The organism is Chromohalobacter sarecensis, assembly GCF_023061135.1.
In the GTDB taxonomy this organism is placed as follows: Bacteria; Pseudomonadota; Gammaproteobacteria; order Pseudomonadales; family Halomonadaceae; genus Chromohalobacter; species Chromohalobacter sarecensis.
This window is the reverse complement of the sequence record NZ_JAKGAN010000005.1, coordinates 15031-40595: the sequence shown is the minus strand read 5'-3', so window position 1 is coordinate 40595 and position 25565 is coordinate 15031. Positions and strand designations below refer to the sequence as shown.

At 61.9% G+C, this 25565-nt stretch carries 23 protein-coding genes; 11 read left to right on the top strand and 12 right to left on the bottom strand.

The window, feature by feature from the left end:
* The first annotated feature begins 226 nt into the window (after positions 1–226).
* Positions 227–1477 carry a phosphoglycerate dehydrogenase gene (serA, locus tag L1071_RS09265; protein ID WP_246973302.1) on the top strand — a complete coding sequence of 417 codons (1251 nt, stop codon included), beginning with the start codon at positions 227–229 and terminating at the stop codon, positions 1475–1477.
* A 100-nt stretch (positions 1478–1577) separates the two neighbouring features.
* Here serA and L1071_RS09260 read toward each other — a convergent pair whose 3' ends face one another.
* Complete coding sequence (locus L1071_RS09260) at positions 1578–1745, bottom strand: hypothetical protein (RefSeq protein ID WP_246973299.1); 168 nt, start codon at positions 1743–1745, stop codon at positions 1578–1580.
* Between the two features lie 80 nt (positions 1746–1825).
* Entirely contained in the window at positions 1826–3862 is a 2037-nt protein-coding gene (locus L1071_RS09255; RefSeq protein ID WP_246973295.1) for a TonB-dependent receptor family protein, read from the bottom strand.
* A gap of 263 nt (positions 3863–4125) precedes the next feature.
* On the opposite strand from L1071_RS09255, the gene trhO reads away from it, so the two are divergent.
* Positions 4126–5088, top strand: coding sequence for an oxygen-dependent tRNA uridine(34) hydroxylase TrhO (gene trhO / locus L1071_RS09250; protein WP_246973293.1), 963 nt, complete (start codon positions 4126–4128; stop codon positions 5086–5088).
* Between the two features lie 63 nt (positions 5089–5151).
* Here the strand turns inward: trhO and chrA are convergent, their stop codons facing one another.
* The 4 genes from chrA to puuE all read right to left on the bottom strand — a co-directional run bounded on the left by chrA (position 5152) and on the right by puuE (position 8772).
* Positions 5152–6366, bottom strand: a complete 1215-nt coding sequence (chrA, locus tag L1071_RS09245; protein ID WP_246973291.1) for a chromate efflux transporter — start codon at positions 6364–6366, stop codon at positions 5152–5154.
* 91 nt (positions 6367–6457) lie between these two features.
* The gene (locus tag L1071_RS09240; protein ID WP_246973275.1) at positions 6458–6943 is read right to left on the bottom strand and encodes an ureidoglycolate lyase; all 486 of its coding nucleotides are present in this window, start codon (positions 6941–6943) and stop codon (positions 6458–6460) included.
* 24 nt (positions 6944–6967) lie between these two features.
* Positions 6968–7813 carry a bifunctional allantoicase/(S)-ureidoglycine aminohydrolase gene (locus tag L1071_RS09235; RefSeq protein WP_246973272.1) on the bottom strand — a complete coding sequence of 282 codons (846 nt, stop codon included), beginning with the start codon at positions 7811–7813 and terminating at the stop codon, positions 6968–6970.
* Between the two features lie 17 nt (positions 7814–7830).
* Positions 7831–8772 (bottom strand): allantoinase PuuE, encoded by a 942-nt coding sequence (puuE, locus tag L1071_RS09230; protein ID WP_378110208.1) that lies wholly within the window; start codon positions 8770–8772, stop codon positions 7831–7833.
* Positions 8773–9050: 278 nt separating this feature from the next.
* Here puuE and L1071_RS09225 point away from each other — a divergent pair, with 278 nt between their 5' ends.
* The 3 genes from L1071_RS09225 to L1071_RS09215 all read left to right on the top strand — a co-directional run bounded on the left by L1071_RS09225 (position 9051) and on the right by L1071_RS09215 (position 12818).
* On the top strand, positions 9051–9782 hold the full coding sequence (locus L1071_RS09225; RefSeq protein ID WP_246973256.1) for an aspartate/glutamate racemase family protein: 732 nt from the start codon (positions 9051–9053) through the stop codon (positions 9780–9782).
* Positions 9783–9951: 169 nt separating this feature from the next.
* A complete protein-coding gene (locus L1071_RS09220; RefSeq protein WP_246973243.1) occupies positions 9952–11322 on the top strand; it encodes an NCS1 family transporter in 1371 nt (456 codons plus the stop codon).
* 41 nt (positions 11323–11363) lie between these two features.
* A complete protein-coding gene (locus tag L1071_RS09215; RefSeq protein ID WP_246973240.1) occupies positions 11364–12818 on the top strand; it encodes an NCS1 family nucleobase:cation symporter-1 in 1455 nt (484 codons plus the stop codon).
* 64 nt (positions 12819–12882) lie between these two features.
* Here the strand turns inward: L1071_RS09215 and L1071_RS16265 are convergent, their stop codons facing one another.
* Positions 12883–16344, bottom strand: a complete 3462-nt coding sequence (locus tag L1071_RS16265) for a DEAD/DEAH box helicase (protein WP_246973238.1) — start codon at positions 16342–16344, stop codon at positions 12883–12885.
* A gap of 212 nt (positions 16345–16556) precedes the next feature.
* On the opposite strand from L1071_RS16265, the gene mntA reads away from it, so the two are divergent.
* Positions 16557–16958, top strand: a complete 402-nt coding sequence (gene mntA / locus L1071_RS09205) for a type VII toxin-antitoxin system MntA family adenylyltransferase antitoxin (protein WP_246973235.1) — start codon at positions 16557–16559, stop codon at positions 16956–16958.
* 49 nt (positions 16959–17007) lie between these two features.
* The gene (gene hepT / locus L1071_RS09200; RefSeq protein ID WP_246973232.1) at positions 17008–17415 is read left to right on the top strand and encodes a type VII toxin-antitoxin system HepT family RNase toxin; all 408 of its coding nucleotides are present in this window, start codon (positions 17008–17010) and stop codon (positions 17413–17415) included.
* A 46-nt stretch (positions 17416–17461) separates the two neighbouring features.
* Here hepT and L1071_RS09195 read toward each other — a convergent pair whose 3' ends face one another.
* Together L1071_RS09195 and uraH are read right to left on the bottom strand one after the other, a co-directional pair.
* Entirely contained in the window at positions 17462–18205 is a 744-nt protein-coding gene (locus L1071_RS09195) for a GntR family transcriptional regulator (protein ID WP_246973229.1), read from the bottom strand.
* Between the two features lie 50 nt (positions 18206–18255).
* Positions 18256–18612, bottom strand: a complete 357-nt coding sequence (gene uraH, locus L1071_RS09190) for a hydroxyisourate hydrolase (protein ID WP_246899754.1) — start codon at positions 18610–18612, stop codon at positions 18256–18258.
* A 127-nt stretch (positions 18613–18739) separates the two neighbouring features.
* Here uraH and uraD point away from each other — a divergent pair, with 127 nt between their 5' ends.
* The 3 genes from uraD (at position 18740) to betI (ending at position 20895) form a co-directional block, all read left to right on the top strand.
* On the top strand, positions 18740–19264 hold the full coding sequence (gene uraD, locus L1071_RS09185) for a 2-oxo-4-hydroxy-4-carboxy-5-ureidoimidazoline decarboxylase (RefSeq protein ID WP_246973227.1): 525 nt from the start codon (positions 18740–18742) through the stop codon (positions 19262–19264).
* A gap of 110 nt (positions 19265–19374) precedes the next feature.
* Positions 19375–20205: an IclR family transcriptional regulator gene (locus tag L1071_RS09180; protein ID WP_246973211.1), complete on the top strand. Its 831-nt coding sequence runs from the start codon at positions 19375–19377 to the stop codon at positions 20203–20205.
* A 78-nt stretch (positions 20206–20283) separates the two neighbouring features.
* Positions 20284–20895, top strand: coding sequence for a transcriptional regulator BetI (betI, locus tag L1071_RS09175; RefSeq protein ID WP_343315732.1), 612 nt, complete (start codon positions 20284–20286; stop codon positions 20893–20895).
* An 8-nt stretch (positions 20896–20903) separates the two neighbouring features.
* On the opposite strand, the gene L1071_RS09170 is transcribed toward betI, so the two are convergent.
* Together L1071_RS09170 and L1071_RS09165 are read right to left on the bottom strand one after the other, a co-directional pair.
* Positions 20904–21893, bottom strand: coding sequence for a glycine betaine ABC transporter substrate-binding protein (locus tag L1071_RS09170; RefSeq protein ID WP_246973200.1), 990 nt, complete (start codon positions 21891–21893; stop codon positions 20904–20906).
* The gene (locus L1071_RS09165; protein WP_246973198.1) at positions 21880–23061 is read right to left on the bottom strand and encodes an iron-containing alcohol dehydrogenase; all 1182 of its coding nucleotides are present in this window, start codon (positions 23059–23061) and stop codon (positions 21880–21882) included. Before L1071_RS09165 ends, L1071_RS09170 begins: the two co-directional genes overlap by 14 nt.
* A 153-nt stretch (positions 23062–23214) precedes the next feature.
* On the opposite strand from L1071_RS09165, the gene L1071_RS09160 reads away from it, so the two are divergent.
* Positions 23215–24663 carry an aldehyde dehydrogenase family protein gene (locus L1071_RS09160; RefSeq protein ID WP_246973195.1) on the top strand — a complete coding sequence of 483 codons (1449 nt, stop codon included), beginning with the start codon at positions 23215–23217 and terminating at the stop codon, positions 24661–24663.
* A gap of 38 nt (positions 24664–24701) precedes the next feature.
* On the opposite strand, the gene L1071_RS09155 is transcribed toward L1071_RS09160, so the two are convergent.
* Positions 24702–25556, bottom strand: a complete 855-nt coding sequence (locus tag L1071_RS09155) for an SDR family oxidoreductase (protein ID WP_246973193.1) — start codon at positions 25554–25556, stop codon at positions 24702–24704.
* Between the last annotated feature and the right edge of the window lie 9 nt (positions 25557–25565).

The following is a 25565-nucleotide window of genomic DNA, read 5'->3' as shown; positions in this document are numbered from 1 at the left end:
GTCTGCCCCGGCGTGGCCGGCAAGCGTTGCCGATGCAAACGCGTTCATGCGCAAGGTGCATCAAATTCATCCTCAAACAGGCCGCCTATGCTACGATATGGCCCCTGTCGCTGGGCGGCCTCCTCCCCCTTTTCTTGCCTCGGGGTCTCGGATCGCCCGCTTGGACAGGCCACCACCATACCGATAGATAAACGTCGCATCAGTCGACGAAAGGGTTGAACCGACAATGGCCAAGACGTCTCTGGACAAGAGCAAGATCAAGATTCTGCTGCTCGAGGGCATTCATCAGTCCGCCGTGGACAACCTCCTGAATGCCGGTTACACCAACATCGAAACGCTCTCCACTTCCTTGTCCGAGGACGAGCTGGTCGAGAAGATCCGTGACGTTCACTTCATCGGCCTGCGCTCGCGCACACAGCTCACCGAGCGCGTGTTCGCCGCCGCCGAGCGGCTCACCGCCGTGGGCTGCTTCTGCATCGGCACCAACCAGGTCGATCTCAATGCAGCCCTCGAACGTGGCATTCCGGTCTTCAACGCGCCGTATTCCAACACCCGTTCGGTGGCCGAGCTGGTCCTCGCCGAAGCCATCATGCTGCTGCGCGGCATCCCCGAGAAATCCACCCGTGCCCACCAGGGCGGTTGGTTGAAGTCGGCCAAGAATTCTCATGAAGCGCGCGGCAAGACGCTGGGGATCGTCGGCTACGGCAGCATCGGCGCCCAGCTCTCGGTGCTCGCCGAATCGCTGGGCTTCGATGTCCTCTATTACGACGTGATCACCAAGCTGGCGATGGGCAACGCGCGTCAGGTGGGCTCGCTCGAGGAGTTGCTGGCGCGTGCCGACATCGTCAGCCTGCACGTGCCTGATGTGCCGTCCACACGCTGGATGATCGGTCGCGACCAGTTGGCGCTGATGAAGCAGAGCGCCATCTTCATCAACGCCTCGCGCGGCACCGTGGTGGATATCGAGGCGCTGGCTGAAGTGCTCGAGAGCGGCAAGCTGCTCGGCGCAGCCATCGATGTCTTCCCCGTCGAGCCCAAGGGCACCCACGATGAATTCGTCTCCCCATTGCGCGGCAAGGACAACGTTATCCTCACCCCGCACATCGGCGGCTCGACGCTGGAGGCCCAGGAGAACATCGGCATCGAGGTTTCCGAGAAGCTGATCACCTACTCCGACAACGGCACCACCATCACCTCGGTCAACTTTCCCGAGGTCGCGCTGCCCGCCCATCCGGACAAGCACCGCCTGTTGCACATCCACAAGAACGTGCCGGGCGTGATGTCCGAGATCAACAAGGTGCTCGGCGACGAAGGCATCAATATCTCGGCTCAGTACCTGCAGACCAACAGCGGCGTCGGCTACGTGGTCATCGATGTCGACAAGGCCTATGGCCCCCAGGCGCTAGAAGCGCTCAAGCGTGTCAACCACACGCTGCGCCTGCGCGTGCTCTACTCCGAGAGCAACTTCGAAGCGTAACGCCACGGCGCACTGACCGGCCCAACGCAAACGGCCCCTCCTCGGAGGGGCCGTCGCGTTTGTGGCCTGCTCTAGATCCAACGATTCCCCTATCGCGGCGTCAAGGCGTCTCGTCGGAACGCGACACATCCGCCGGGTTGCTGGCCGGCCCGCTCTGGGGCACGCCCTTCTTGACCTCTCGATGACCGTCGTCATAGGTATTGACCGTGCAGCCGGCGAGTGCCGCCAGCAACAGCGCGGTTCCCACCACCGCAAATAGATAGCGCATACGTTCCCTCACTTTCTGATTATCGATCCACCTGCCCACTGGCCGAAGCGACGCACCAGTGAGCGAATGACGCGATGCGTTTAGAACGCGACTTCCATACCAGCGTAGACGGTCCGCCCCGAGGCCGGTTCGAAATAGCGATCGTTGTTGGCATTGATGCGCACATTGGCGAAGTGCTCGCGATCGAAGAGATTGCGTATGCCCACGTACCCCTTGAGCAAGGTGTCACCGCCCAGGTGCCAGCCATCACCGACGCGTAAATTGACCAGCCAATAGTCATCGACGTCTACGTCATTGGCGTCATCCGCCACCATGTCGCCGATGTATTGCGTCTCGAGCGTCGCGAAACGCTCGTCGAGGCCCTGCCAGGAAAGCTGGTTCATCCACGTCTGCTCTGGCAAGCCGGGAATGCGATTGCCGCCATAATTACCCTCTTGCGTGTCGTACTCATCAAACTCGTACTTGGCCAGCGTCAAGGCGCTGTCGAGGCGCCAGCTCGGCGTCATCTGCCAGCCCAGCGCCAGCTCGACGCCATCGCGCGAGGAGTCTCCGGCGTTGCGGTAGAAGTCCCGACCCTCCTCGTTGTAAGGCACCAGCTCGTCACGCACACGTACCGAGAACAGCGCCAGATCGTAATCCACGCCATTGTTGAAATTGCCGCGTAGTCCGATTTCGCGATTCCACGCCTTCTGCGGCTCAACGGCCGGATTGAAACCGCCCACGCCACTGGGGTTGGCGAATTCAGAGAACGTCGGTGTCTCGAACGACGTCCCGGTGGTCACGTAGACCTGATGCGTCGGCAGGTAACGATAACTCAAGCCCGCCGAACCGCTCCACTCACGGAAGGTACGGTCGCCGCCTTGGTCACCGTCACTGTCGAAGTCATCGTCGATATCGAAATCGACGCGGTCATAACGGGTCCCCAGTGACAGCGTCAGCTTGTCAGTGAGATCCAGATCGCCCTGGGCGAAAACACCCACAGAGGTCGCATTCTGAGTCTCGTCGGCGGTTTCACCGCTGATCGTGCCATCGAACTCGACGTTGCGCCGCCAGCGATCGTCCTCCTGACGCGCCACATCGACACCGACCACATAGCGCAGCGGCAGATCACCTAGGAGCAGATCCTGATGATATTCGGCACTGCCACCGTAATAGTCACGCTTGTAGCCAAGAAGACTGTCGCCGGGATAGGGCAGTTGCTGTTCGAAGTCACGCTGCAAATAGAAGCCCTTGACGTATAGCTCCCCCGGCCCGGCGGACAGATCCTCATACTGCAGCCCCAGCACCTGCTGGTCGACGTTCTGGCCTGTATCGTATTCTTTGGTGAAGTCGCCGGCCTGATCGCGGTCGGCGTCGACTTGCTCGCGTGTCAGCCCGCCCGGGTCCTCGGAGCGCGGATTATCCAGCAAGTTGACGATGGCCGTCAGCGCGCGGTCGTTGCCTAGCTCACGACGTACCTTGGCGTTGAGGTGATACTTTTCGACCTGACTCTGATCGCGATAACCGTCGAAATTAAGCGCCGACACGCTCACATGATGCGACCAGGGGCCATTCACGCCGCCATCGCTGAAGCGATATTTCTGGTAGCCGTCACTGCCGATCTCGGCGCCCAGACGTGTCTTCTGATCGTCGCGCCCATCGGCCGTGGTCACGCTGAGAACGCCCCCCGCCGCGTTGCCGTACAGTACTGACGACGGACCGCGAATCACCTCGATGCGCTCGGCACTGTCGAGGTCGATGGCATCGAGCTGTGCCTGTCCATCGGGCAATGTGTAGGGAATGCCGTCGGTCATCACCGTGATTCCGCGCACCCCGAACGGCGCCCGCGCGCCGAAGCCGCGAATCGCTAAGCGCTCGCCCTGGGCGAAGTTGTCACGATTTTGCAGAAACACGCCCGGCACACGCACCAGCGACTCATCGAGACGCACGCGCTGTTGCCCTGCGGCGATATCATCTTGTTCGATCACGGACACTGCGGCGGGCGTGGTGTACAGCTCGCGATCGAGGCGGGGGGCCGTGACTTCCATTACCTCAGGCGCGGAAGATTGGGCGAAGGCAACGCCGGAAACGCCCAGGGCGCCCAGCAACAAGGAGGTATTGAGGTAACGATGCGTCATGGCGATATCGACAGGTCGGGTCTGCCGGATGACGAGGCGCCGCCGGCGGACGGGTTCATTAAACGGGGCAACATATTAGCATATCGCACGCATACCCGCCTTAAGTCTAATCGCCATTTTGTGTTTCTCGGTATAGGGCAAACGCCGAGTTGCGGCGGCATGGATGCGTCTCAGGATAGCATTGCGTAAAATACGCCTCCCTTGGCACTCGCCAACGATTCACCCGGTCCGTCCTTTACGGGGACGATTACCAGGAGACAGACATGACCCAACCGCACGACGCGCCGGCCATCGTGGTCGCGGCGCTTTATCAGTTCGTCACGCTAGATGACTATGAGGCCCTGCGCGAGCCTTTGTTCGAAACGATGCGCGCCCACGATGTGAAGGGCACGCTGCTGCTCGCTCAAGAAGGCATCAACGGCACCGTCTCCGGCACCCGCGAGGGCATCGACGCCTTGCTGGCGTGGCTGCGGGCCGATCCGCGCCTGGCCGCGGTCGCCCATAAGGAATCCTACTGCGACGCGCATCCGTTCTATCGCACCAAGGTCAAGCTCAAGCGCGAGATCGTGACCATGGGCGTGGAAGGCGTCGCCCCTGACCAGCAGGCTGGCACCTATGTCGAGCCCGAGGACTGGAACGACGTCATCGCCGACCCGGAAGTGCTGGTCATCGACACGCGCAACGATTACGAAGTGGAAATCGGCTCGTTCGAGGGCGCCATCGACCCGCAGACTAAGACATTCCGCGAGTTTCCCGACTACGTCAAAGCGCATTACGACCCCGCCAAGCACAAGAAGGTGGCGATGTTCTGCACCGGCGGCATCCGCTGCGAGAAGGCCTCAAGCTTCATGCTCAATGAAGGCTTCGAGGAGGTGTATCACCTCAAGGGGGGGATTCTGAGCTATCTGGAGAAAGTGCCTGAAGAGCAGTCACGCTGGCAGGGCGAATGCTTCGTGTTCGACAACCGCGTGACCGTGCGTCACGACCTCGCCGAAGGCGATTTCGAACAGTGCCACGCCTGTCGCCGGCCGATCTCCGAAGACGATATGGCCTCCGCGAAATACGAACCCGGCGTAAGCTGCCCGCACTGCTGGGATAACCTGCCGGAGAAAACCCGGACCAGCGCCCGCGAGCGTCAACGCCAGATCGAGCTTGCCAAGCAACGCGGCGAACCGCACCCGCTGGGACGCGATCCGCGTCGCGACAAGGCGAGTCACGAAGCGTAACGCCTGCCGTGAACGATGCGCGAGCCAATCTCTGCGTTGGCTCGCGCTGATTCTCCCCCCCCCCTACAGCGTGATGACGACGCCCCCGGCCGCCAGGATCACTACCACCGCCCAGGCCGGTAGCTTCCAGACGCTCAACAGCAGAAAGCCCGTCAATGCCAGGGCAAACTCGGCAGAGCCGACCACCACGCTGGTCCAGACCGGCTGATAGAGCGCAGCGCCCAGGATACCCACCACCGCCGCATTCGCGCCACGCATCAGTGATTGCGCGCGCTCCAGACGCCGGAAGCGGTTCCAGTAAGGCAGCACGGCCACCAGCAGCAAGAGTCCCGGTAAGAAGATCATGATGAGCGCCAACGCCGCGCCGACAAGCGGCACGGACAAAGCCCCCATCTCGGCACCAAGATACGCCGCAAAGGTGAATAGCGGTCCTGGAATCGCCTGGGCGGCGCCATAGCCCGCGAGGAAGCTATCGGGTGTCACCCAGCCTGACTGGACGACTTCGCTTTCCAACAGCGGGAGCACCACATGCCCGCCCCCGAACACCAAGGCGCCGGCGCGGTAGAAGGCGTCGATCATCGACACCACCATGGACGACGACATCCAGGCCAACCAAGGCAGCCCGATCAGTAACGCGGCGAAAAATGCGGCAGCGATCTGGCCGACGCGCCGCGACACCGGGAAATGCAATTCACTCGACACGGGGCCGCCTTGGTCGCGATACACTGAGTCTCCACAAAACAGCATACCGGCCACCGCACCGGTCACGATGGCCGTTACCATCCCCACCGGCCCACCGATCAGCACCACCAATAGAACAGCCGCCAGCGCGATGCCGGCGCGCCGCTGGTCGGGGCAAAGCTTGCGCGCCATACCCCAGACAGCGTGAGCGACGATCGCCACGGCCGCCACCTTGAGCCCATGCAGGATGCCCTCGCTGATCGGGCCATCGAGAACCGCGGCACCTGACGCGAAAAGCACCAGCACGATGGCCGAGGGCAGCGTAAAGGCCGTCCAGGCGGCAGCGGCTCCCCAGCCCCCGCCTCGCAATAGCCCCAAGGCGAAGCCGACCTGGCTGCTGGCCGGACCCGGGAGAAACTGACACAGCGCCACCAGGTCGGCGTAGTCCTCCTCCGACAGCCAACGGCGCCGCGTGACGAATTCGGCACGGAAATAGCCCAGGTGGGCAATCGGCCCACCGAAGGACGTCAGGCCCAGTATCAGAAAGGCGGAAAAGACTTCCTTGAGACGCTCAACGGAATGGCGCGCGTCCGGCATCAGCGAGTCCCCTGGTCGGGCTTTATGAACACAATAAGCGATCACCGTGCATGGCCGTACCGTTGAACACCACCACGGTGTGGATACCTGCTTATAAACTCACCCGCGCGTCCAGCGGGTATTCCTCGCAGTTGTTGCCCTCGCCGGCACGATCCACCACCAGGAACTCGCCTTCCACATCGAGCACCGAGTGAATGGCGTGCCAGGTCCCGGCGCGATAGTTGACGCCCTGGCGACCATCGGTGACAAACGCGTGCACGTCGTCGGGTTCGATACGTTCCCCCGGCGGCGCGACGACGACGATGAAGCGCTCGCCGTGCAACGGCATGAAGGCCTGGCTGCCGAGCGGATGACGCTCCAGCAACGTGAGAGTCAGCGGCAGTGCCACGGGTTGGCTGACGAAAAGGCTGATGATCGGCCGAGCGCCCTCGCCGAGTGTCTCGACCCGCGCCAGGTCGTGATAACGCTGCGTGCGGCCATTATTGATGGGAAAGCTATCGGCATCATGACGCTCGATGACATCGCCGAACGGCGCGAAAGCCTCGTCGGTCAGCGGTTGGGCGGTAAGTTCGAGCATGCGTTCTCCTCAGAGGATATTGTCTCAGCTCAAGCGCAGCTTCATATGCCTATTCACATCCTTGTAGAGCAGATAGCGAAACGGCCCCGGCCCGGCGGCGTAGCAGGATTGCGGACAGAACGCGCGCAGCCACATGTAGTCGCCGGCCTCGACCTCGACCCAATCCTGATTAAGATGGTAGATCGCGCGGCCCTCCAATACGTAGAGGCCATGCTCCATGACGTGAGTCTCATCGAAGGGGATCACCCCACCCGGCTGGAAGGTGACGATATTGACGTGCATGTCGTGGCGCACATCCTGCGGATCGACGAAGCGCGTCGTGGCCCATTTGCCATCGGTGTCCGGCATGGCGATCGGCGCGATGTCGTTCTCGTTGGTGACGAACGCCTCAGGCACGTCCAATCCCTCGACCTGCTCGTAAGCCTTGCGAATCCAGTGGAAGCGCACCGGCGCATCGCTGTCGTTGCGCAATTGCCAGTCGGCGTCCGGTGGCAGAAAGGCGTAACCGCCCGGTGTCATCGCGTGCGCCTGGCCGTCGAGGGTCAACGTCATCTCGCCCTCGACCACGAACAGCACGCCCTCGGCGCCGCTATCCGGCTCCGGTCGTTCGCTGCCGCCACCGGGCGAGACCTCCATGATGTACTGCGAAAACGTCTCGGCGAAGCCGGAAAGCGGCCGCGAAAGTATCCACAACCGCGTCTTTTCCCAATGCGGCAGGAAACTGGTGACGATATCGCTCATCACGCCTTTCGGGATCACCGCATACGCCTCGGTGAACACCGCTCGACCATGAATCAACTGGCTCTGCGGCGGCAACCCGCCATGGGGGGCGTAGTAGGTATTCTGAGATGTATCAGTGTGCTGTGGCATGCCTCGTCTCTCCTTGTTCAAGCCGGATGCTCCGCCGCCCAGTGGCGGGCGATGTCCACACGCCGGGTTATCCACACCCGGTCGTGGGCCTCGAGATGATCGAGGAAGCGCTGCAGCGCGCGGAAGCGCCCGGGGCGACCGATCAGTCGGCAGTGCAGCCCGATCGACAGCATCTTCGGCGTCTCGGCACCTTCTTCATAGAGCACGTCGAAGGCGTCGCGCAGATACTGGAAGAACGGTTCGCCGTGATCGAACCCGGTGGGCGAGGCGAAGCGCATATCGTTGGTATCCAGCGTATAGGGCACGATCAGGTGGCGATGCGTCTGGCCCTGACTGTCCTGAGCATCGGTCCACAACGGCAGGTCGTCGCCGTAGTAGTCACTGTCGTAGAGAAAGCCGCCCTGATCGAGCAGCAGACGCCGCGTATTGGGGCTGTCGCGGCCGGTATACCAGCCCAGCGGTGCCTCGCCGTAGAGCGTTCGGAATATCTCGACGGCGCGCTGCATATGCTCGCGCTCGACGGCTTCCGGCACATTCTGATAGTGAATCCAGCGATAGCCGTGGCAGGCGATCTCGTGGCCGAGTTCCTTGAAGGCATGCGCCGCCTCGGGATGACGTTCCAGCGCCATGGCGACACCGAACACAGTCAGCGGCAGCCCGCGTCGTTCGAACTCGCGCAGCACGCGCCACACCCCCGCCCGCGAGCCGTACTCGTAGATCGACTCCATGCTCAGGTGGCGATCCGGATAGGCGTCGGCGCCGGCGATTTCGGAGAGAAACTGTTCGGAGTGGCTGTCGCCATGCAGCACGCTGTTTTCGCTGCCCTCTTCGTAATTGAGCACGAACTGCACGGCGATGCGCGCCCCACCCGGCCAGTTCGCTTGCGGTGGCGTGCGACCATAGCCAATGAGATCGCGCGGATAAACGGCGGACGGATCGGAGGATGATGCCATGCCCATAAACACTCCCGTTTCTTGTTGTATCACACGATTAGCGTGCGTTGGTGTATACAAAAAATCAATCCATTGGCGGATCACCGGGAATCCCTATCGCGACGTTTTCTCGCCTACAAGATCTCGATTAGCCCGCCGTCAACCGGTGATATAGATTGCCGGTGGCTTAGCGCCTGCTTGGCGCGGCGACGCTCAGGCATTGACTTATTTTGTATTCAATACTAGAAATTTTGTAGACAAAAAAATACCGCGTCCGAGGCTATACCTCGCGCTCAAGGATTTTTATGCGCCTGCACCTCATCAATCCCAACACCAGTACCGGTATGACCACGCGCATCGGTGAATCCGCCAGCCGCATCGCGGCGCCGGGCACGCGGATCGTCGCCACGCAGCCGGAAAGCGGCCCGGTCTCCATCGAGGGGCATTTCGACGAGGCGATCAGCGCGGTGGGCGTGACCGAGGAAATCGCCAAGGGCGAGCGCGAGGGCAGCGACGCCTACATCATCGCCTGCTTCGGCGACCCCGGGCTGATGGCAGCACGCGAGCTGACCCGCGCCCCGGTGCTGGGCATCGCCGAGGCCGGTTTCCATGTGGCCAGCCTGATCAGCACACGCTTCTCGGTGGTCACGACGTTGGGGCGCACCGGAATCATTGCCGAGCATCTGCTGCAAGCCTATGGCTTCACGCATCACTGCCGCCGCGTGCGCGCGGCGGAGATCCCCGTGCTCGACCTGGAAGACGATGGCGATGCGGCGCTCACGCGGGTGATCGAGACCTGCCGACGCGCCCGGGACGAAGACGGCATCGGCGCCATCGTGCTCGGTTGCGGCGGCATGGCCGATTTGCGCGCCACCATCGAGGAGGCGGTGGGCATTCCCATCATCGAAGGCGTCACCGCCGCCGTGAAGCTGGCCGAGGCATTGGTCGGCCTGGGCCTCGGCACCAGCAAGCATGGCGATCTGGATTTTCCGCGCCCCAAGGCGTTCACCGGCCAGTTCGCGCATCTATCACGCTAATGTTAATGCCCGCCTATGGGAGGAGTCGCGTTACTGCATCACACCGATAACCACGATGCCCAACAGATAGAAAAATAGACAAACAGCACGCTACACCACTCGGACGTTCCCATCATCGGGAGCGCACAACAACAAACAGCGGGATCCGGTCCCGCCCGAGGAAAGCGTCATGACAAGCGAATCCACCTCGCCGGACGCGAAAGCGGAAGCGCCTGGTACCGCCCAATCTCCCGGCAAGGCACCGGGGGAAGAATCCCTGGCGCCCCAGCAAACACGCATCATGGGGCGCACGTCCTATCTGCTGGCCTGGTTCGGCGGCTGCGTATCCATCGGCACCTTCGCCATGGGCTCGAGCATCGTCGGCACGCTCAACCTATTGCAGGCGTCACTGGCCATCGCCATCGGCTGCTTCGTGATCGGCGTGGCGCTAGCAATCAACGGTGCGGCCGGCTACAAGTACGGCATTCCCTTCATGGTGCAGGCACGCAGCGCCTTCGGTTTCACCGGCACGCGCCTGCCCGGCCTGGTACGCGCGGTACCGGCCATCGTCTGGTACGGCTTTCAGAGCTGGATCGGTGCCGGCGCGCTCAACGCCGTGTCGGCGACGCTGCTGGGCTTCGACAATCTGGTGTTCTACTTCATCACCTTCCAGTTGTTGCAGATCGCCCTGTCGGTGTTCGGCTTCCAGGGCATCAAGTGGCTGGAGAACATCGGCAGCGGTTTCATTCTGGTCTCGCTGGTGTACATGTTCGTCAGCGTGATCAACAAATACGGCGACGTGCTCGGCGAGCAGCTCATAAACATCGAGGGCACATGGGGGCTGCCGTTCTGGGGCGCGACGATGCTGTTCCTGGGCATCTACAGCACCATGATCCTCAACGCCAGCGACTACTCACGCGAACTCAGGCACGGCACAGGGCCGGGGCTTTTGGCCACCATCTACGCCATGTCGATCCTGCCCTGCACGCTGTTCATGGGCCTGATCGGGCTGATGGTCTCCGGGGCCACCGGCGTCGCCGACCCCATCCAAGTGTTCGCCAATGCCGTCGACAACCCGCCGCTGCTGATCACCACCCTGCTGTTCATCGCCTTCGCCCAGGTCACTACCAACGTGCTCAACAACGTGGTGCCGCCGACCTATGTGCTGATGGATGTGTTCAAGCTGAAGTTCCGCAGCGCCACGGTGATCGTCGGCTTGCTGGCCTTCGCCACCTTCCCCTGGGAACTGGTCAAGGACGGCTCCGCCGCCGGGCTGCAACTGTTCGTGCAGACCTATTCGGCGTTTCTGGGGCCGATCTTCGCGATCATGGCGGTGGACTATTACCTCATCCGCCGACGCACGCTGGATATCGACAAGCTCTATGACACGCGCGGTCCCTATCGCGGCATCAATTACGCCGCCTTCATCGCCACGCTGATCGGGGCGCTGGTGGCGCTCAATGTCTCGGCGATCTCGTGGTACGCAAGCCTCGTGCCCGCCGGTCTGGCGTATTACCTGATGATGCGCTACTGGCCGGCCTGCCAGCGCTTTTGCCAATGACACCGTCATCCACGAACCTGCATCCGACACAGAGCGCCGCCATGAACGATAACGACCTGCGCCTCACGGCGCCCGACGCAAGCCTCTACAACGCCGACCTGGCGCCGCTGCCCTATCACCAGCGACGCTGGGGCGCCTTCGAGATCTTCAATGTCTGGGCCAACGACATCCAGAGCCTGTTCGGCTACACCCTGGCCGCCTCGCTGTTCCTGAGTTACGGCCTCAACGGCTGGGCGGTGATGGCCGCCATCATCCTCGCCGGCCTGGTGGTCATGGTGCTGGTCAACCTGACCGGGCGGCCCAGCGTCAAATACGGCATTCCGTTTCCGGTGGTGGTGCGCGCCAGCCTCGGCGTGCACGGCGCCAATTTACCGGCCATGCTGCGCGCGGTGATCGGTATCTTCTGGTACGGCGTGCAGACCTACTTCGCCTCCACCGCCGTCACGCTCTTGCTAACCGCGCTGGGCATACCGGAGAGCGGCCAGTTCCTGGGGCTATCGAGCGTGGCCTGGCTGGCCTTCGTCATCGTCTGGGTCTTTCAACTGGCAATGTTCTGGGCGGGGATCGAGCGTATCAAACACTTCCTCAACTGGGCGGGACCCTTAGTCTACGCGGTGATGATCGTGTTGATGGGCGTGGTCTGGTGGCAGGCCGGGGAATCGTTACTGCCCGCGGTGGATGACATCTTCAGTGGCAGCAGCGAGGCAACGAGCAGCGCCATCGGCGCCTTCTTCACCGTGCTCGGCACCATGATCGCGTACTTCGCCGCCGTGGTGATCAACTTCGGCGACTTCGCACGCTTCGTGAAGAACGAACGTGCCATGCGGCTCGGCAACTGGCTCGGGCTGCCGCTCAACGTGGCGGTGTTCTCGTTCATCGCGTTGATCATCACCGCCGGGACGCTGGCGCTGTTCGGCGAGGCGCTGACCAATCCTTCGGACATCGTCGAGCGTGTCGACAGCCTGCCGCTGACGATTATCGCCGCACTGACCTTCTTCGCCGCCACGGTGGGCATCAACCTGGTGGCCAACTTCATTCCCCCCGCCTATGACCTCGCCAACCTGTTTCCATCGCGCATCAGCTTCCGCCTCGGCGGGCTGATCACGGCGGTCATCGCCTTCTTCATCGGCGCGTTATGGGTCAGCGTGATCAGCCAGATCGGCATCCCCGGCTTCGTCAACGCCATCGGCGCCGTCATCGCCCCGTTCTACGGCATCATCGTGATCGACTACTACGTCGTCCGCCGTGGCCATCTGGACGTGCAGGCGCTGTTCTCGGCTGCGCCCGGCAGTACTTACTACTACACCAACGGCTGGAACCGTCGCGGCCTAGTGGCCTTCGCCATCGGCGCGCTGTTCTCGCTGGCCTCGGTGTGGATGCCGGCTCTCGCCGCGCTGGCAGGCTTCGCATGGCTACTCGGCGCCGGCCTGGGCGGAGCGTGCTACTACGTGCTGATGCGCGGGCAGGTCTCGACGCCTGCCGAGGGAGCGCGCTGAGCACATACCCCTAACGCGACGGCGCCTGCCCTCTGGGCCGGCGCCGACGCCTAAGTGGAGCACGTTACGCCACCGGTGCGAACAGTAACGCCAGGTCCTCCTCGTCGAACAATGGGCCGTCACTCGTGCGCTCGGCGCCGCCTTCCAGGATCGAGGCCGCGAGATCCGCCTTGCGCGCCTGCAGATCGATAATGCGTTCCTCCACCGTACCGGCGCACACCAGCTTATAAACGAACACTGAGTTCTGCTGACCCATGCGGTGAGCGCGGCCGGCGGCTTGGGCTTCCACCGCAGGATTCCACCAGGGATCGTAGTGAATCACGGTGTCGGCGGCCGTCAGGTTGAGACCGGTACCGCCCGCCTTGAGGCTGATCAAGAACACAGGGATCTCGCCCTGCTGAAACAGCGCCACCCGTTGGGTGCGGATCTTGCCCGGGGTGTCGCCAGTGAGCGTGGTGTAGGCAATGCCATCCTTCTCCAACGTCTGGCCGATCAGACCCAACATCTCGGTGAACTGCGAGAAGACCAGGATGCGCCGGCCCTCTTCGATCAACGTCGGTAGCAGCTCGCGCAGTTGCTCCAGCTTGGCCGAGCGGTTCACCTTTCGGGCACTGTCCAGCTTGACCAGTCGCGGGTCGCAGCACACCTGGCGCAGCTTGAGCAGGGCGTCGAGCATTATGATTCCCGAGCCGGCCAGGCCGCGCTCGGCGATGGCCTGTTGCACTCGTTGGTGCTGGGCCAGGCGCAGGCTCTCGTAGAGTTCGCGCTGTACGCCGGTAAGGGTGATATCCCGACGGCTTTCGACCTTCTCGGGCAACTCGCCCAGCACCTGCTGCTTGGTCCGCCGCAGCATCAGCGGCGCAATGCGCCGCGACAGGTTTTCGCGCAGCGCTACATCGCTTTCCTTCTCGATGGGCGTGCGAAAACGCTGACCGAACCACTGCTGGCTACCCAAGGCCCCCGGTGCCACCGCATCCAGTTGCGCCCACAGCTCGCCCAGGTGGTTCTCGAGCGGCGTACCGGTCATCGCCAAGGCGCGGGAAGCGTTGAGCTCGCGCACCGCGCGGGCAGTCTGGCTGGCGACATTTTTGATTGCCTGGGCCTCATCGAGCACCAGCAGACCGAAGGCAACCTCGCGCAGCATCTCCAGGTCGCGAATAAGCAGCGGGTAGGTGGTGATCGCCAGATCGGCCTCGGGGAGCGCTTCCTCGATCCGGAGGTGACGCTGCGCCTTGTCTCCCTGTAACGCCACAACTTTCAGGCCCGGCGCGAAGCGTTCGGCCTCGGCACACCAGTTGCCCACCAGGCTGGTCGGTGCAATCACCAATGCCGGTCCCTGCAAGGCACCACGCGCACGCTCGTCGAGCAAATGGGCGAGCACCTGCACGGTCTTGCCCAGGCCCATGTCGTCGGCGAGAATGCCGCCGGTATCGAGCTCGGAAAGAAAGCGCAGCCAGGCAATGCCGCGCCCCTGGTAGTCACGCAGTTCACCGACGAAGCCCTGCGGCACCGGCAGGCTGGCGGGCAGCTCACGCAGGCGCCGAGTCAGGGCCTCAACGTTTTCGCGCCCCGCCCAGCGCTCATGCTCGGCAAGTGGCGCCACCCGCTCAACGGCGCTGATCGGCAGCTTGAGCGCCGCCTCGGGATCGGCCTCGTCACCCAGCCAATCGAGAATCGGCGCCATCAGCGCACGCAGCCGAGGCAGCGGCAGCGTCAGGCGGCGCTGCTCATCCAACACCAGCGTCCAACCGGCGTCCTCGAGTTCATCAGCAGCCGGCTCCAGCGGAAAGGCTGGATCCTGCAGCAACCGCCGCAGGATCGGCAGCAGATTTAGTCGCTCGCCCTCTACCTCGATATCCAGCGCCAGATCGAACCAGCCGTTGCCTGCCGGTTCCAGCTCACCATGCCACGCCTCGGGCTCGACGTAGAGCGGCTCCGGCGGGAATGACGGGGCGAATTCGACCAGGCAACCCGCCTCGCGCAGTTTGGCGATCATCTCCCACCAGCCTTCCGGGCCGGCGAGATGGGTGAGCCACTCGGCGTCGCTGGCGGGCGGCGTGTCGGCCACCGGCAGCAGCAGCGACCAGTTGGGTAGGTCCAGATGGCCTGGTATCGCCCCGCTCTCGCGCAACCGCTCGAGGGTGATCATGCCATGCGGCAGCGTGCGCACCAGGGCCAGTTCCACCTCGGGGTCGCGCTTGATGATCAACCGCTGGCCATGGCGAAAGACCTGAGCCGTTTCGCCCTCTTCCGGCGCCACCTCCACGCCCTGGTAATCGAAACTGACCACGGCGGCGCCCACTCGCACTCCACGCGATACAAGGGTACCGACACGATAGCCGAGCTGGCCCTCCGCCACTCGCATGGTGGCCTTGAGCTGCGGCGCCACATCTTCCAGGGTGCGTTCCTCCACCGCCTGCGGGACGGGTAGTTTCTCGGCCAGTGCCGGCGTCTTGTTCAACCGCTCACCCAGCCATTCACTCATCTCCGGTGGCAGCGGCGGCGAATAGCGCAACCGTCGCAACAGCTCGGGCGCCCCCTCCATGCGCCCGAAGGCACCCCGCGGCGGATCGAGATAGCAGAGCTCACGGCCGGCGCGCACTACCACGGCATCATCCGAAAGCATATCGGCAGGGTCGGTATCGGCCTGCAGATACTGGTTGCCCTCGGCATCCGGCACCCAGGTCAGTGTCAGTCGGCCATCGGGGCCGGGCTCGAGCTGCGCCCCGGTCTGATTCTGGTAGAACAACAACGGTGGCGCGTCGCTCGCGAGCAGCGCCCATAGCGCACGGGCCTGGAAGGCATGCGACACCACGCCCCAAAGATGCTGATAACTCCCGCTGCCGATATCAGTCTCGCCATACAGCAGCAGTTCAAGCGCCTCTTCCAACCTAGGGTCCCAACCGCCCTCGGGCGCCGGTTCGAGGCCTGCGCCATGACGTATCTGAATGACCTGCGGTTTCACCCAGGCGTTGCCCCGACGCTGCTTCGAGGGCCGTAACCATACCGGCAGTACCTTGAGGGTCGGCTCCAGTGGGTTAGCCTTGACGTCCAGGAACAGCCCCAAGCGGTACGCTGGCTCGACCCGTTCAACCGACTGAGCGAATTCATCAGGCGCCTCAAGATCGGCCAGCCATGCTTCCCACTGCTGTTCGAGCTGTGTCGTATCATGGCGTTCTGGAACGCCATCCGTTTCGACTTCAACTTCTTGTAGAAAGTTATCGATCACCGCCACCGCGTGCTTACACTGACGCCCCACTGGACAACTGCAGTCACTGACCACCCTCATTTCGGGGTTGCCGGGCTCCACGGCCAGATGGGTGAGATAGGTACGGCGTCCGCTGCCGGCCACCTCGGCGCGCAGTACCAGCAATTGATCCTGCCGTTCCAGTCTCGCGCCTGCGCGCACTCGCCCCTGCCGAGCATAGTCCTCGCCACGCGCCAGAGAGGCTCGGTCGAAGCTCTCCCGCCAGCCGCTGTCAGTCAGCGCATGGTAAAGCGTCAGAGCGAGATCGGTGTCCGACACGGTGGCTCCTCGATGCAGGGATTCAGAGCCGCTATTGGAGCGAACTCACCTTATATTCGCAACCCGATCACAGCGTGGCTCTAATAGCCTCTCGGCATTGACACTGTTCGAGTGCGATATTCGTTTCTCTCGCGACGCTCGGTCGAACCTGGCAACCACTGCCGGTGCTACACTATCGCTGGCATCCACCGCCGCTTTACAAGAGAGCCGAAATGCCCGACCAGACAGCCATTCTGCCGCGCATCGCCGAGCTGGCAGCCCATGACGATGACATCGCCGTGCTATGGCTCTATGGCTCACGCGCCAAGGGCACGGCAACAGAAGAAAGCGATTACGATCTTGCCGTGGCCTTTCGCAACTTCGAGGAAGACGCCCTGGAGCGGCGCCTGCGCCCCGAGCTATTGGCGCAAGCCTGGCAGGAGGCAGTGGCTCTGACGAATGACCAGCTCTCCATCGTCGATATCAACCTGGCGCCGCTGCCCCTCGCCCACGCCGTGATCCGCACTGGCCAGGTCTTGCAAGCCAACGATCGCTTGCGACTGATCCGCGAGGAGAATCGCATCACTTCGATGTGGGAGATCGATCATCAATATCATCAGCAGCACTACGCTTGAACCGATGACTTCGCTTGAATCGACGGCTTGAATCGACGGGAATCATTACGTGGAAACCGAATACATCGACGCCATGCGCGAGCATCTCGCCACCCTCGCCGAGGAGTTGGAGTTATTGCATGAGGCCGCCACAACGCCCGAAGGCTTGAATGCACTGCTCTACCGAGCTGCGGAGCGCAACCTCCAGTTGATTACCGAGGCCTGCATCGGCATCGCCAAGCAACGCTTGAAGTCACTCGGTGTCGTGGTACCCAGCGATGCTCGACAGGTCTTCGCCAAGCTACACGGCCTGGGGCATGACGATAGCGGCACGCCCTGGAAAAAGGTGATTGGCCTGCGTAACGCGCTGGTGCACGACTATCTGAACCTGGATGCCGGAATCGTCGAGCACATCATTCGTCAGCGTGACTACCGGAACCTGCTCAACTTCGCCGCGACACAGCTCTCGGCACCGTAAAGGTGCCGGCCATACTTGGACCTGCAAGATTAAGCACCGTGAGGGCTTACGCCGGGGCGCTGTCGAAGATAGCGTACAGATCCGGCGTTTCTTCGGGGGCTTCGGCGATGGAGAGCGAGGCTTCGATGGCCTTGAGGTGGCGCTGCATGAAGGCGCGGGCGCGCTCGGCGTTGCCGCTTTCCAGATGCCGGATCAGTTCGTCGTGATCGTGGGATTCGCAGCCGAGATGCCCGGTGTTGCCGTAGACGGCGAGGATCAGCGACGAGCGCGAACACAGCCGGCCGACGAACTCGCTGAGCGTGGCGTTGCCCGCCAGCTCGGCCAATTGATTGTGAAAGGCCGCCGAAAGCTTGATCGCTTCGCTCTGCTTGCCGGCCTTGAGCGCCTGGCGCTCTCGATTGGCGCAGTCGCGCAGCGCCTTGAGGTCGCTCTCGGTGACGCGCGAAGCGATCTGCGCCATCAGTTCGCATTCCACCAATTGGCGCGCGGCGAAGACATCGCGTGCCTCCTCGGCGGTGGGCCGGGAAACGCTCGCGCCACGACGTGGCGTCAGAGTGACGAGGTGCTCCAGCGCCAGGCGCTGCAGGATCTTGCGAATGCCGGTGCGGCTCACGCCAAACACCTCCGACAAGGCGTCCTCGCGCAGCCGTGCACCGGGCTGCAGGCGGTGCTCGATGATGGCATCGCTGATCGCGCGGTAGATGACGTCATGACGCTGCGCCCCATCGCCGGCCTTGCCCTCGTTGCGACGCGTGTGCTTGGCAGGATGCGCCCGAGGTAACTCGCTCATTCACGGCTCCCGAATGCGTTTGCGCTGATCATCGCATTGCCGGCCACGGCTCAGCTACCACGGTAGGTGGAATAGCCGAATGGCGATAACAACAGCGGCACATGGTAGTGGGCGTCCGCGTCGTCGATGCCGAAACGTATCGGGATACTATCCAGGAAGCGCGGACCGGAGGCGGCAGCGCCCTCCTGGCGATCGAGATACGCACCGGCCTCGAAGACCAGCTCGTACTCGCCGACACGAAATGCCTCACCTTCGAGAAGCGGACCCTCGCAGCGGCCATCGTCATTGGTCACGAACTCGCCTAGCGTCTGGCGGGCATCGGCATCGAGCCGGTACAGCGTCAGGCGCAGGCCATTGGCGGGACAGCCCCGCGCGGTATCCAGTACGTGCGTGGTGAGATAGCCCATGATGTCTCCTTGCGATCGACATGACTCCAAGGGGCGGGCGACGCGGCAAGATGGACGCCTGCGCCGTTACCCCTTACCCTGATTTTGTATACAACAACTGCGAACAACATAGCATCAGGAGACGCGCATGCGCCAACCCTTGCTCTCGCCGCGCCCCACGACGCTCGACCGCGCAGCCTTCGTGGAAGCATACGGCGGTATTTACGAACATTCACCGTGGATCGCCGAGGCGGTGTGGAACAGCGGCCTCGCGGCCCATCACGACACTCCCGAGGGCCTTGCCGAGGCCATGGCAGCAGTGCTCGACGCGGCGGCGCCCGAGGACCAGCTTGAGGTCATTCGCGCGCATCCCGACCTGGCCGGCAAGGTCGCGTTGGATGGCGGCCTGACCGATGCTTCGACTAACGAGCAGGCCGGCGCGGGGCTCGATCAGTGCTCACCGGAAGAACTCGCCCGCTTCGAGCGTTTGAATGCCGCCTACAAGGCACGTTTCGGTTTTCCCTTCGTCATGGCCGTCAAAGGCTATCATCGCCGCGAGATTCTTGACGCCTTCGAGGCCCGGCTCGCGCATACGCCCGACGAGGAACGCCGTACCGCCATCGTGCAGATCCATCGTATCGCCCGGCTACGCCTGGACGCCCATACCGCCTGAGTTCAGGCGTGCGTCTGCGGTGAGTCGAGGCGTGCGCCTTTGGTGGGCTGGCGAGGCCTTGGAATTCATGGAAGAATTTTCCATGAATGTTCCATGAGAGAGAGCCTGGCGTGACGGAAAGCAAACGCAAGTCGGTCGGACGCCCCGCCGGCAACGGCAAAGCCACCAGCGGCCACAGTCAATCGTTGGTGCGGGGTTTGAGTATTCTCGAAGGGCTCGCCGCCGCGCCCGGCGGGCTAGCACTTTCCGATATTGCCCAGGTCGTGGGCCTGGCACCGTCAACGACACACCGCCTGCTGCAGGCGCTGCATCAGCAGGGCTTCATCGCTCAGGATGCAGAGATGGGTGTGTGGCACATCGACGCCAAGACGTTCCGCGTGGGTAACGCCTTCCTCGAGGCGCGCGATTTTGTCGCCACCGCCCGGCCCTTCCTGCATCAATTGACGGCGGAGACCGAGGAAACCGCCAACCTGGGCATTCGCGATCACGGCATGGCGGTATTCCTCGCGCAGAGCGAGTCACCGCAGATGATGCGCATGATCACGCGGTTGGGATCACGCGCCCCGCTGCATGCCTCGGGCGTCGGCAAGGCGCTGCTCGCCTGGCTGCCGCGCGACGAGGTCGAGCGCATCCTCCACACGCGCGGGCTCGACAAGGTCACGCCCAACACCCTCGACACCCCGGCGCGCCTGCGCGACGCCCTCGGCGAGATCCGCCGTCAGGGCTACGCCTGCGACCGCGAGGAACATGCTATCGGCCTCAACTGCGTGGCGGCGACGCTGCACGACGAAAACGGCCTGCCGCTCGCCGCCATCTCGGTCTCCGGCCCCGCCGCGCGCATTCCCGAGGCGCGCCTTGCCGAACTCGGCGGCCTGGTCAGTCGCGCCGCCCGCGAGATCACGGCAAGGCTGGGCGGGCGGCTGCCGAGCGATGCCGACTGACGAAGCGACCTTGCCGCCGCCCACGGTCAAGGGAAATCGCATACTGTATAATGCCCTCTCTGCAAACCAACAGCGGGAATCGAGAAAATTAGCAAGCAGCGCCAGCGTATTGAACCCGAAACACGCAAGCGGACGATCATTGAAGCGACACTCAAATGTGTGACGCGCTACGGCCATGCCGGTACAACGATGACCCGCGTCGCACGAGAAGCCGGTTCATCGATAGGGCTTGTTAGCCACTACTTCCAATCCAAAGAAGCGCTCATGCTGTCTGCTTATCAAGAGCTGACCGAGCAGCTACGCAGAGAGAGCGACCAACGCGATGCAGCGCTGGAATGCTCAGCGCGTGAAAGACTAACGCTGATGGTTCGCTCAGCCTTCAAAGGCGAGATATTCAACCAGCAGGTTCTGGCCTCTTGGGTAGGCTTCTGGAGTGCCGCCGTAGCAACGCCGAGTCTAGCGAGTCTCAACCGGAAACTTTATGAAGAATACCGGGAGGAGATGCAATCTCTCGTCGAGGCCATTGCCATCGAAGAAGGGCGTGTTATCGACTCCAAGGGGGTCGCTCGAATTCTGACAGCACTGGTGGACGGTTATTGGTTGGAGTGGGCGCTTGACCCCGAGGCTTTCAAAGTCGAAGAGGCGCTGCAGGATTCCTTGCACATCGCTGAGCGCCTACTTCGAGATTAGGCCATTATTTAGCGGAGGCTCTCTTCATAAGCTTTCTGAGCGGACTTACCATCGCGTGTTTTTACTCCTTTGAGGAATTCCGCGACGCGCTGAGGATGCTGAACGAGCCACTCATGTGCCACTTCCGTTTTGGGGCGTTCATTGAGGCTATAAGCGCTAATGAATTGGCTCTGCTCATTAGCGGTCAACTTAAACTGTTTCAGCAATTGCATGATGTTGGAATTCTCGTCGGCATAACCCGTACGAACGATCGTACGCACTTCGCTACGCCCCTGATTCTCACCGTAAACTTCTTCAGGGTCGTCCAGAATATGCATATCATATTTAATAGCCATCCAGTGCGGTGTCCACCCATAGAAGGCAATCCATTTTTTGGCATTATAGGCGGCATCTACTTCGGACAGCATGGCAGGAGTCGATGAGTCGAGAATTTGCCAATCTTGGAGCCCGTATATGTCAGCTTCCGCAGCATCGTGGACCATAATGCTCGCCTGGGCGCCACTCTCTATGGAGTAGTATTCCGCACCAAAACGTTCGCGATTTTCGGGTTGGTCCAACTGCTCGGCACTGGTAATACCCGCATCATAGACATAACCCGGCACCGCAAACCCCATTCTTGCACCTGAGACGTTATTCACAACATCGACGATGGCGCCGGCTTTCATGGCTGCGTCGTAGCTCTCTTTCTGCGCCGGCATCCACCCCGCCAGCATGATGTCACTATCTCCTGTTTCCATCGTCTTGTAGCCGACGGTGGCGCCCATCTCGATCTGCTTTGATGAGTAGCCAAGGGTATCCAGAAGCTGTGACAGTATTTCCGTTTTAACTGTCACGCCAGGCCAGGGCGGCACCACCATGCGAATCGGTGTCGATTGCGCCTGGGCCAACATGGGCAGACTCAAACCCAGCAGCGCTGTGCAAAGTATCTTGACGATTTTTGTCATAATGATTCCTCTCGGATCGTGGTTGATAAAACCCATGCCGTCAGCGTGCGGCATCAATGGCCTCGTGAATCAGAGCCGCCAATGTTTCTCTTGGGCAAGGCACAGGATTGGTCGAGTAAGCGGGATCGCCCTCGACCGAATCCAAGATGGTGTCGACGATCTCGTGCGACACCCCGATACCGGAAAGGCCTTTGGGGATGTCAAGCCTATCCAGCATCGAACAGATGGCCGAGTGAAAGGTCTCGAACTGGCAATCTCGGAGCCTCATCGCATGAGCGATCGAAGGTAACTTTTGCTCGAGGGCAGGCCGGTTGAAGCGCATGATGATAGGCAACAGGATGGCATTGGTCATTCCATGATGCGTATGGCAAGCGGCACCGACCATATGGCTGATGGCATGCACCAATCCCAACCCTTTTAGAAAACCGACTCCAGCCAAAAAAGAGCCCGTTAACATATTACTGCGTGCTTCTAGGTTCCTACCGTTCTCGACGCTCTCCTCGAGGTTTTCCCAGACCAATCCCAACCCTTGAAGCGCTGCACCATCGCACATCGGGTGGAACATCGGCACGAGATAAGATTCCAGCGCATGTGTCAGAGCATCCAGACCCGTCCATGCCGTCAGATTTGCAGGCAATCCAAGCGTGAAATTGGGGTCGAGAATGATCTTCTCGGGGCGTGCTAACGGATGATGAATACACTCTTTAGTGCCACGCCGGGTGTCGATGAGCATAGCAGTACTGTCACCTTCAGCGCCGGTCCCTGCCGTTGTCGGAACGGTAATCAATGGCGGAAAGTCTTCACGCGTCAAATCCTCCGGCATCGCATAGTTATAATCGAAATCCCACAGCGAATAGCGACTCTGTTTAGCGATCAATGCAGCACCCTTGGCGCCGTCCATTGCGCTACCGCCACCGATGGCGATGATAGCGTCGGCACCATGCTCACGGTAGCTATTTGCGGCCGCAAGAGCATCTTCGTCGGATGGATTGGCGTGAATCGCATCGTACTGCGAACAGAGAATGTCTGCTTCGGCCAACTGCGCTTTCAATCGACTCAAGTGATCGAGCTTTGCAAAGCCTGGGTCGGTCACGATCAGTGGCCGCTTTATCTGACGCTGAGTAAAAAAAGCATTTAAAGCAGCGATGGCCCCAGGCCCCGATTCGACACGGTAGGAAATTTCCCATTCGACATGATCGCGTGCAGAAAAACCTGAGGACATGGGTGCTCCATTCGCTAGAAAGCTGAATATCATGATTTTGACGTTAATGACTCAGTCATGGCCGAGTAGCAAAAAACGCGTCGATGGCTTTATACTGGCCGCTATTGAAAAATATTTCAATAGCGGCCAGATTATCGATCCTGAGGAGTTCGTATGCGAGACATTTGCCAACAGTTCATCGACGGCCACTGGCGTTCGAGTTACGGCGGACGTTGCTTGGATGTGATCGATCCCTACCGGGAAACGGTCATCGCCAAGCTGACTGCGGGCGACGCTCGTGACGTCGACGCGTCGGTGCGCGCCGCCAGGCAAGCACTGCCCGCTTGGCGACGACTATCGGGCGAGGCCCGTGGGCAATATCTGGAGGGACTGGCCGATGGCTTGGCCGATCAACATACCGCGTTGTGCCGAACAATCAGTCTCAACGGCGGCAAGCCGCTGGCAGAGAGCCAATTGGATGTCGACGATGCGATCGCTTGCTACCGATACTACGCCCATCTCGCCAGGCAACTGGACGCCTGCCAGGGCGAGCCGAGCGCGCAATCGGTCGCGGGCGTCGAGGTCCGGCGCTATTTCGACCCCGTCGGCGTGGTGGGCTTGATCACCCCTTGGAACTTTCCTCTGGTGACGGCGGCCTGGAAAATCGCGCCTGCCCTGGCGGCCGGCTGCACCGTGGTTTTCAAGCCTTCGGAAGTCGTGCCGGTGCCGGAGCAAGCGATTGCTGACATTGCTCAAACCATTGACTTGCCGCCCGGCGTCCTCAATCTAATCAACGGCGACGGGCCCAGCATTGGCGAGGCGCTGACCCAACACACAGGGGTCGACAAAATATCGTTCACCGGCAGCAACCCGACCGGCGAATCGGTCATGCGCGCTGCGGCCACCGGCGTTCGCAATGTCTCGCTCGAGCTGGGCGGCAAGTCCCCGATCATCGTGACCGAAGACGCGGACATCGCGCAGGCGGCATATCTCGTCATGAACGGTATTTTCGCCAACGCGGGGCAGATATGTTCAGCTACCTCGCGGCTGTTGGTCCACCAGGCCATAGCCGAGGACCTGTACGCCGCATTGAGCCAGCATATCGACGCCCTCGTCATGGGAGACCCGCTCGACGAAGCAACCACGCTAGGCCCCCTCGTCAGCGACAAGCAGCGCGACGCAGTCAGCCGCTACCTGGCATTTGCGAAAGATGAGGGACTGATCCCCGTGCGCGAGGCGTCACATCGTGAGGTTCCTCGCCAGGGCTTTTTCGTGGCACCCACGGTGTTTCGCGATGTCCCTGTCGAAAGCCGCCTCTGGCAGGAAGAAATATTCGGCCCGGTCCTCTGCGCACGCCAGTTCGCCAGCGACGACGAGGCTATTGCCATCGCCAATGACAGCGACTTCGGGCTAGCGGCCAGCATCGTCAGCGGAAGCCATGAAAAGGCGGCCGATATTGCCCGCCAACTCTCCGCAGGGTCGATCTGGACCAACATGGACCAACTGGCACCGCCCCAGGCGGCTTGGGGCGGTGGAAAGAAAAGCGGAATTGGTCGTGAACTCGGCCCCGAAGGCCTATCCGCCTATCAGGAATTGAAGCAGGTCATGGCGCCCAGCCGCTGACTCATGAGCGCCCACGCTACTCGTGGGCGTTCATACCGTTAGGTATTGAGAATCACACCGCCGTTGAGATGCAGCGTCTGACCGTTCATGTAGGAGGATTCCTCGCTGGCGAGGTAGACGTAGGCGGGGCCCATTTCGCTTGGTTGTCCGGCGCGGTCCATGGGAACCTGGCCGCCGAAGCCGGCGACTTTGTCTTCGTCGAAACTGGCGGGAATCAGCGGCGTCCACACCGGGCCGGGGGCCACGGCATTGACACGAATGCCGCGGTCGACCAGTGACATCGCCAGCGAGCGGACCAGGCCCTGGATGGCGCCCTTGGTCGCCGTGTAATCGATCAGCGTGTCGTTGCCCTTGAACGCATTGACCGACGAGGTGGCGATGATGGTGTCGCCTTCGTGCATGTGCGGCAGCGCATGCTTGGCCATGTAGAAATGACTGAACACGTTGGTCTGGAAGGTGCGCTGCAACTGGTCATCGGGGATCTGCGTGATATCGTCCCAGTCATGCTGCTCGGCGGCGTTGTTGACCAGGATATTGAGTTTGCCGAAGGTCGCCAGCGTCGTATCGACCACCTGGCGACACAGCACCGGGTCACCGACGTCGCCTTGTATCAGGACGCACTCGCGTTCCTCGGCTTCGACCAGCGCTTGGGTATCCTCGGCGTCACGCGTTTCATTGAGATAGACGACGACGCAATCGGCGCCCTCGCGGGCGTAATGCACCGCTACGGCGCGGCCGATGCCGCTATCACCTCCAGTGATGATGGCGACCTTGCCGTCGAGCTTGCCGGTGCCGCGATAACTATCGCGGATGTACTCGGGCTCGGGACGCATGACGTGCTCGTCGCCGGGTTGGTCGGACTGTTCCTGCGCGGGGAAATGTTGCTCGCCCATGGCATTCGC

Coding starts and splice junctions, on each gene's coding strand:
- serA (WP_246973302.1), top strand. CDS start 227: ATGGCCAAGACGTCTCTGGACAAGAGCAAGATCAAGATTCTGCTGCTC.
- L1071_RS09260 (WP_246973299.1), bottom strand. CDS start 1,745: ATGCGCTATCTATTTGCGGTGGTGGGAACCGCGCTGTTGCTGGCGGCA.
- L1071_RS09255 (WP_246973295.1), bottom strand. CDS start 3,862: ATGACGCATCGTTACCTCAATACCTCCTTGTTGCTGGGCGCCCTGGGC.
- trhO (WP_246973293.1), top strand. CDS start 4,126: ATGACCCAACCGCACGACGCGCCGGCCATCGTGGTCGCGGCGCTTTAT.
- chrA (WP_246973291.1), bottom strand. CDS start 6,366: ATGCCGGACGCGCGCCATTCCGTTGAGCGTCTCAAGGAAGTCTTTTCC.
- L1071_RS09240 (WP_246973275.1), bottom strand. CDS start 6,943: ATGCTCGAACTTACCGCCCAACCGCTGACCGACGAGGCTTTCGCGCCG.
- L1071_RS09235 (WP_246973272.1), bottom strand. CDS start 7,813: ATGCCACAGCACACTGATACATCTCAGAATACCTACTACGCCCCCCAT.
- puuE (WP_378110208.1), bottom strand. CDS start 8,772: ATGGGCATGGCATCATCCTCCGATCCGTCCGCCGTTTATCCGCGCGAT.
- L1071_RS09225 (WP_246973256.1), top strand. CDS start 9,051: ATGCGCCTGCACCTCATCAATCCCAACACCAGTACCGGTATGACCACG.
- L1071_RS09220 (WP_246973243.1), top strand. CDS start 9,952: ATGACAAGCGAATCCACCTCGCCGGACGCGAAAGCGGAAGCGCCTGGT.
- L1071_RS09215 (WP_246973240.1), top strand. CDS start 11,364: ATGAACGATAACGACCTGCGCCTCACGGCGCCCGACGCAAGCCTCTAC.
- mntA (WP_246973235.1), top strand. CDS start 16,557: ATGCCCGACCAGACAGCCATTCTGCCGCGCATCGCCGAGCTGGCAGCC.
- L1071_RS09195 (WP_246973229.1), bottom strand. CDS start 18,205: ATGAGCGAGTTACCTCGGGCGCATCCTGCCAAGCACACGCGTCGCAAC.
- uraH (WP_246899754.1), bottom strand. CDS start 18,612: ATGGGCTATCTCACCACGCACGTACTGGATACCGCGCGGGGCTGTCCC.
- uraD (WP_246973227.1), top strand. CDS start 18,740: ATGCGCCAACCCTTGCTCTCGCCGCGCCCCACGACGCTCGACCGCGCA.
- L1071_RS09170 (WP_246973200.1), bottom strand. CDS start 21,893: ATGCCGCACGCTGACGGCATGGGTTTTATCAACCACGATCCGAGAGGA.
- L1071_RS09165 (WP_246973198.1), bottom strand. CDS start 23,061: ATGTCCTCAGGTTTTTCTGCACGCGATCATGTCGAATGGGAAATTTCC.
- L1071_RS09160 (WP_246973195.1), top strand. CDS start 23,215: ATGCGAGACATTTGCCAACAGTTCATCGACGGCCACTGGCGTTCGAGT.
- L1071_RS09155 (WP_246973193.1), bottom strand. CDS start 25,556: ATGGGCGAGCAACATTTCCCCGCGCAGGAACAGTCCGACCAACCCGGC.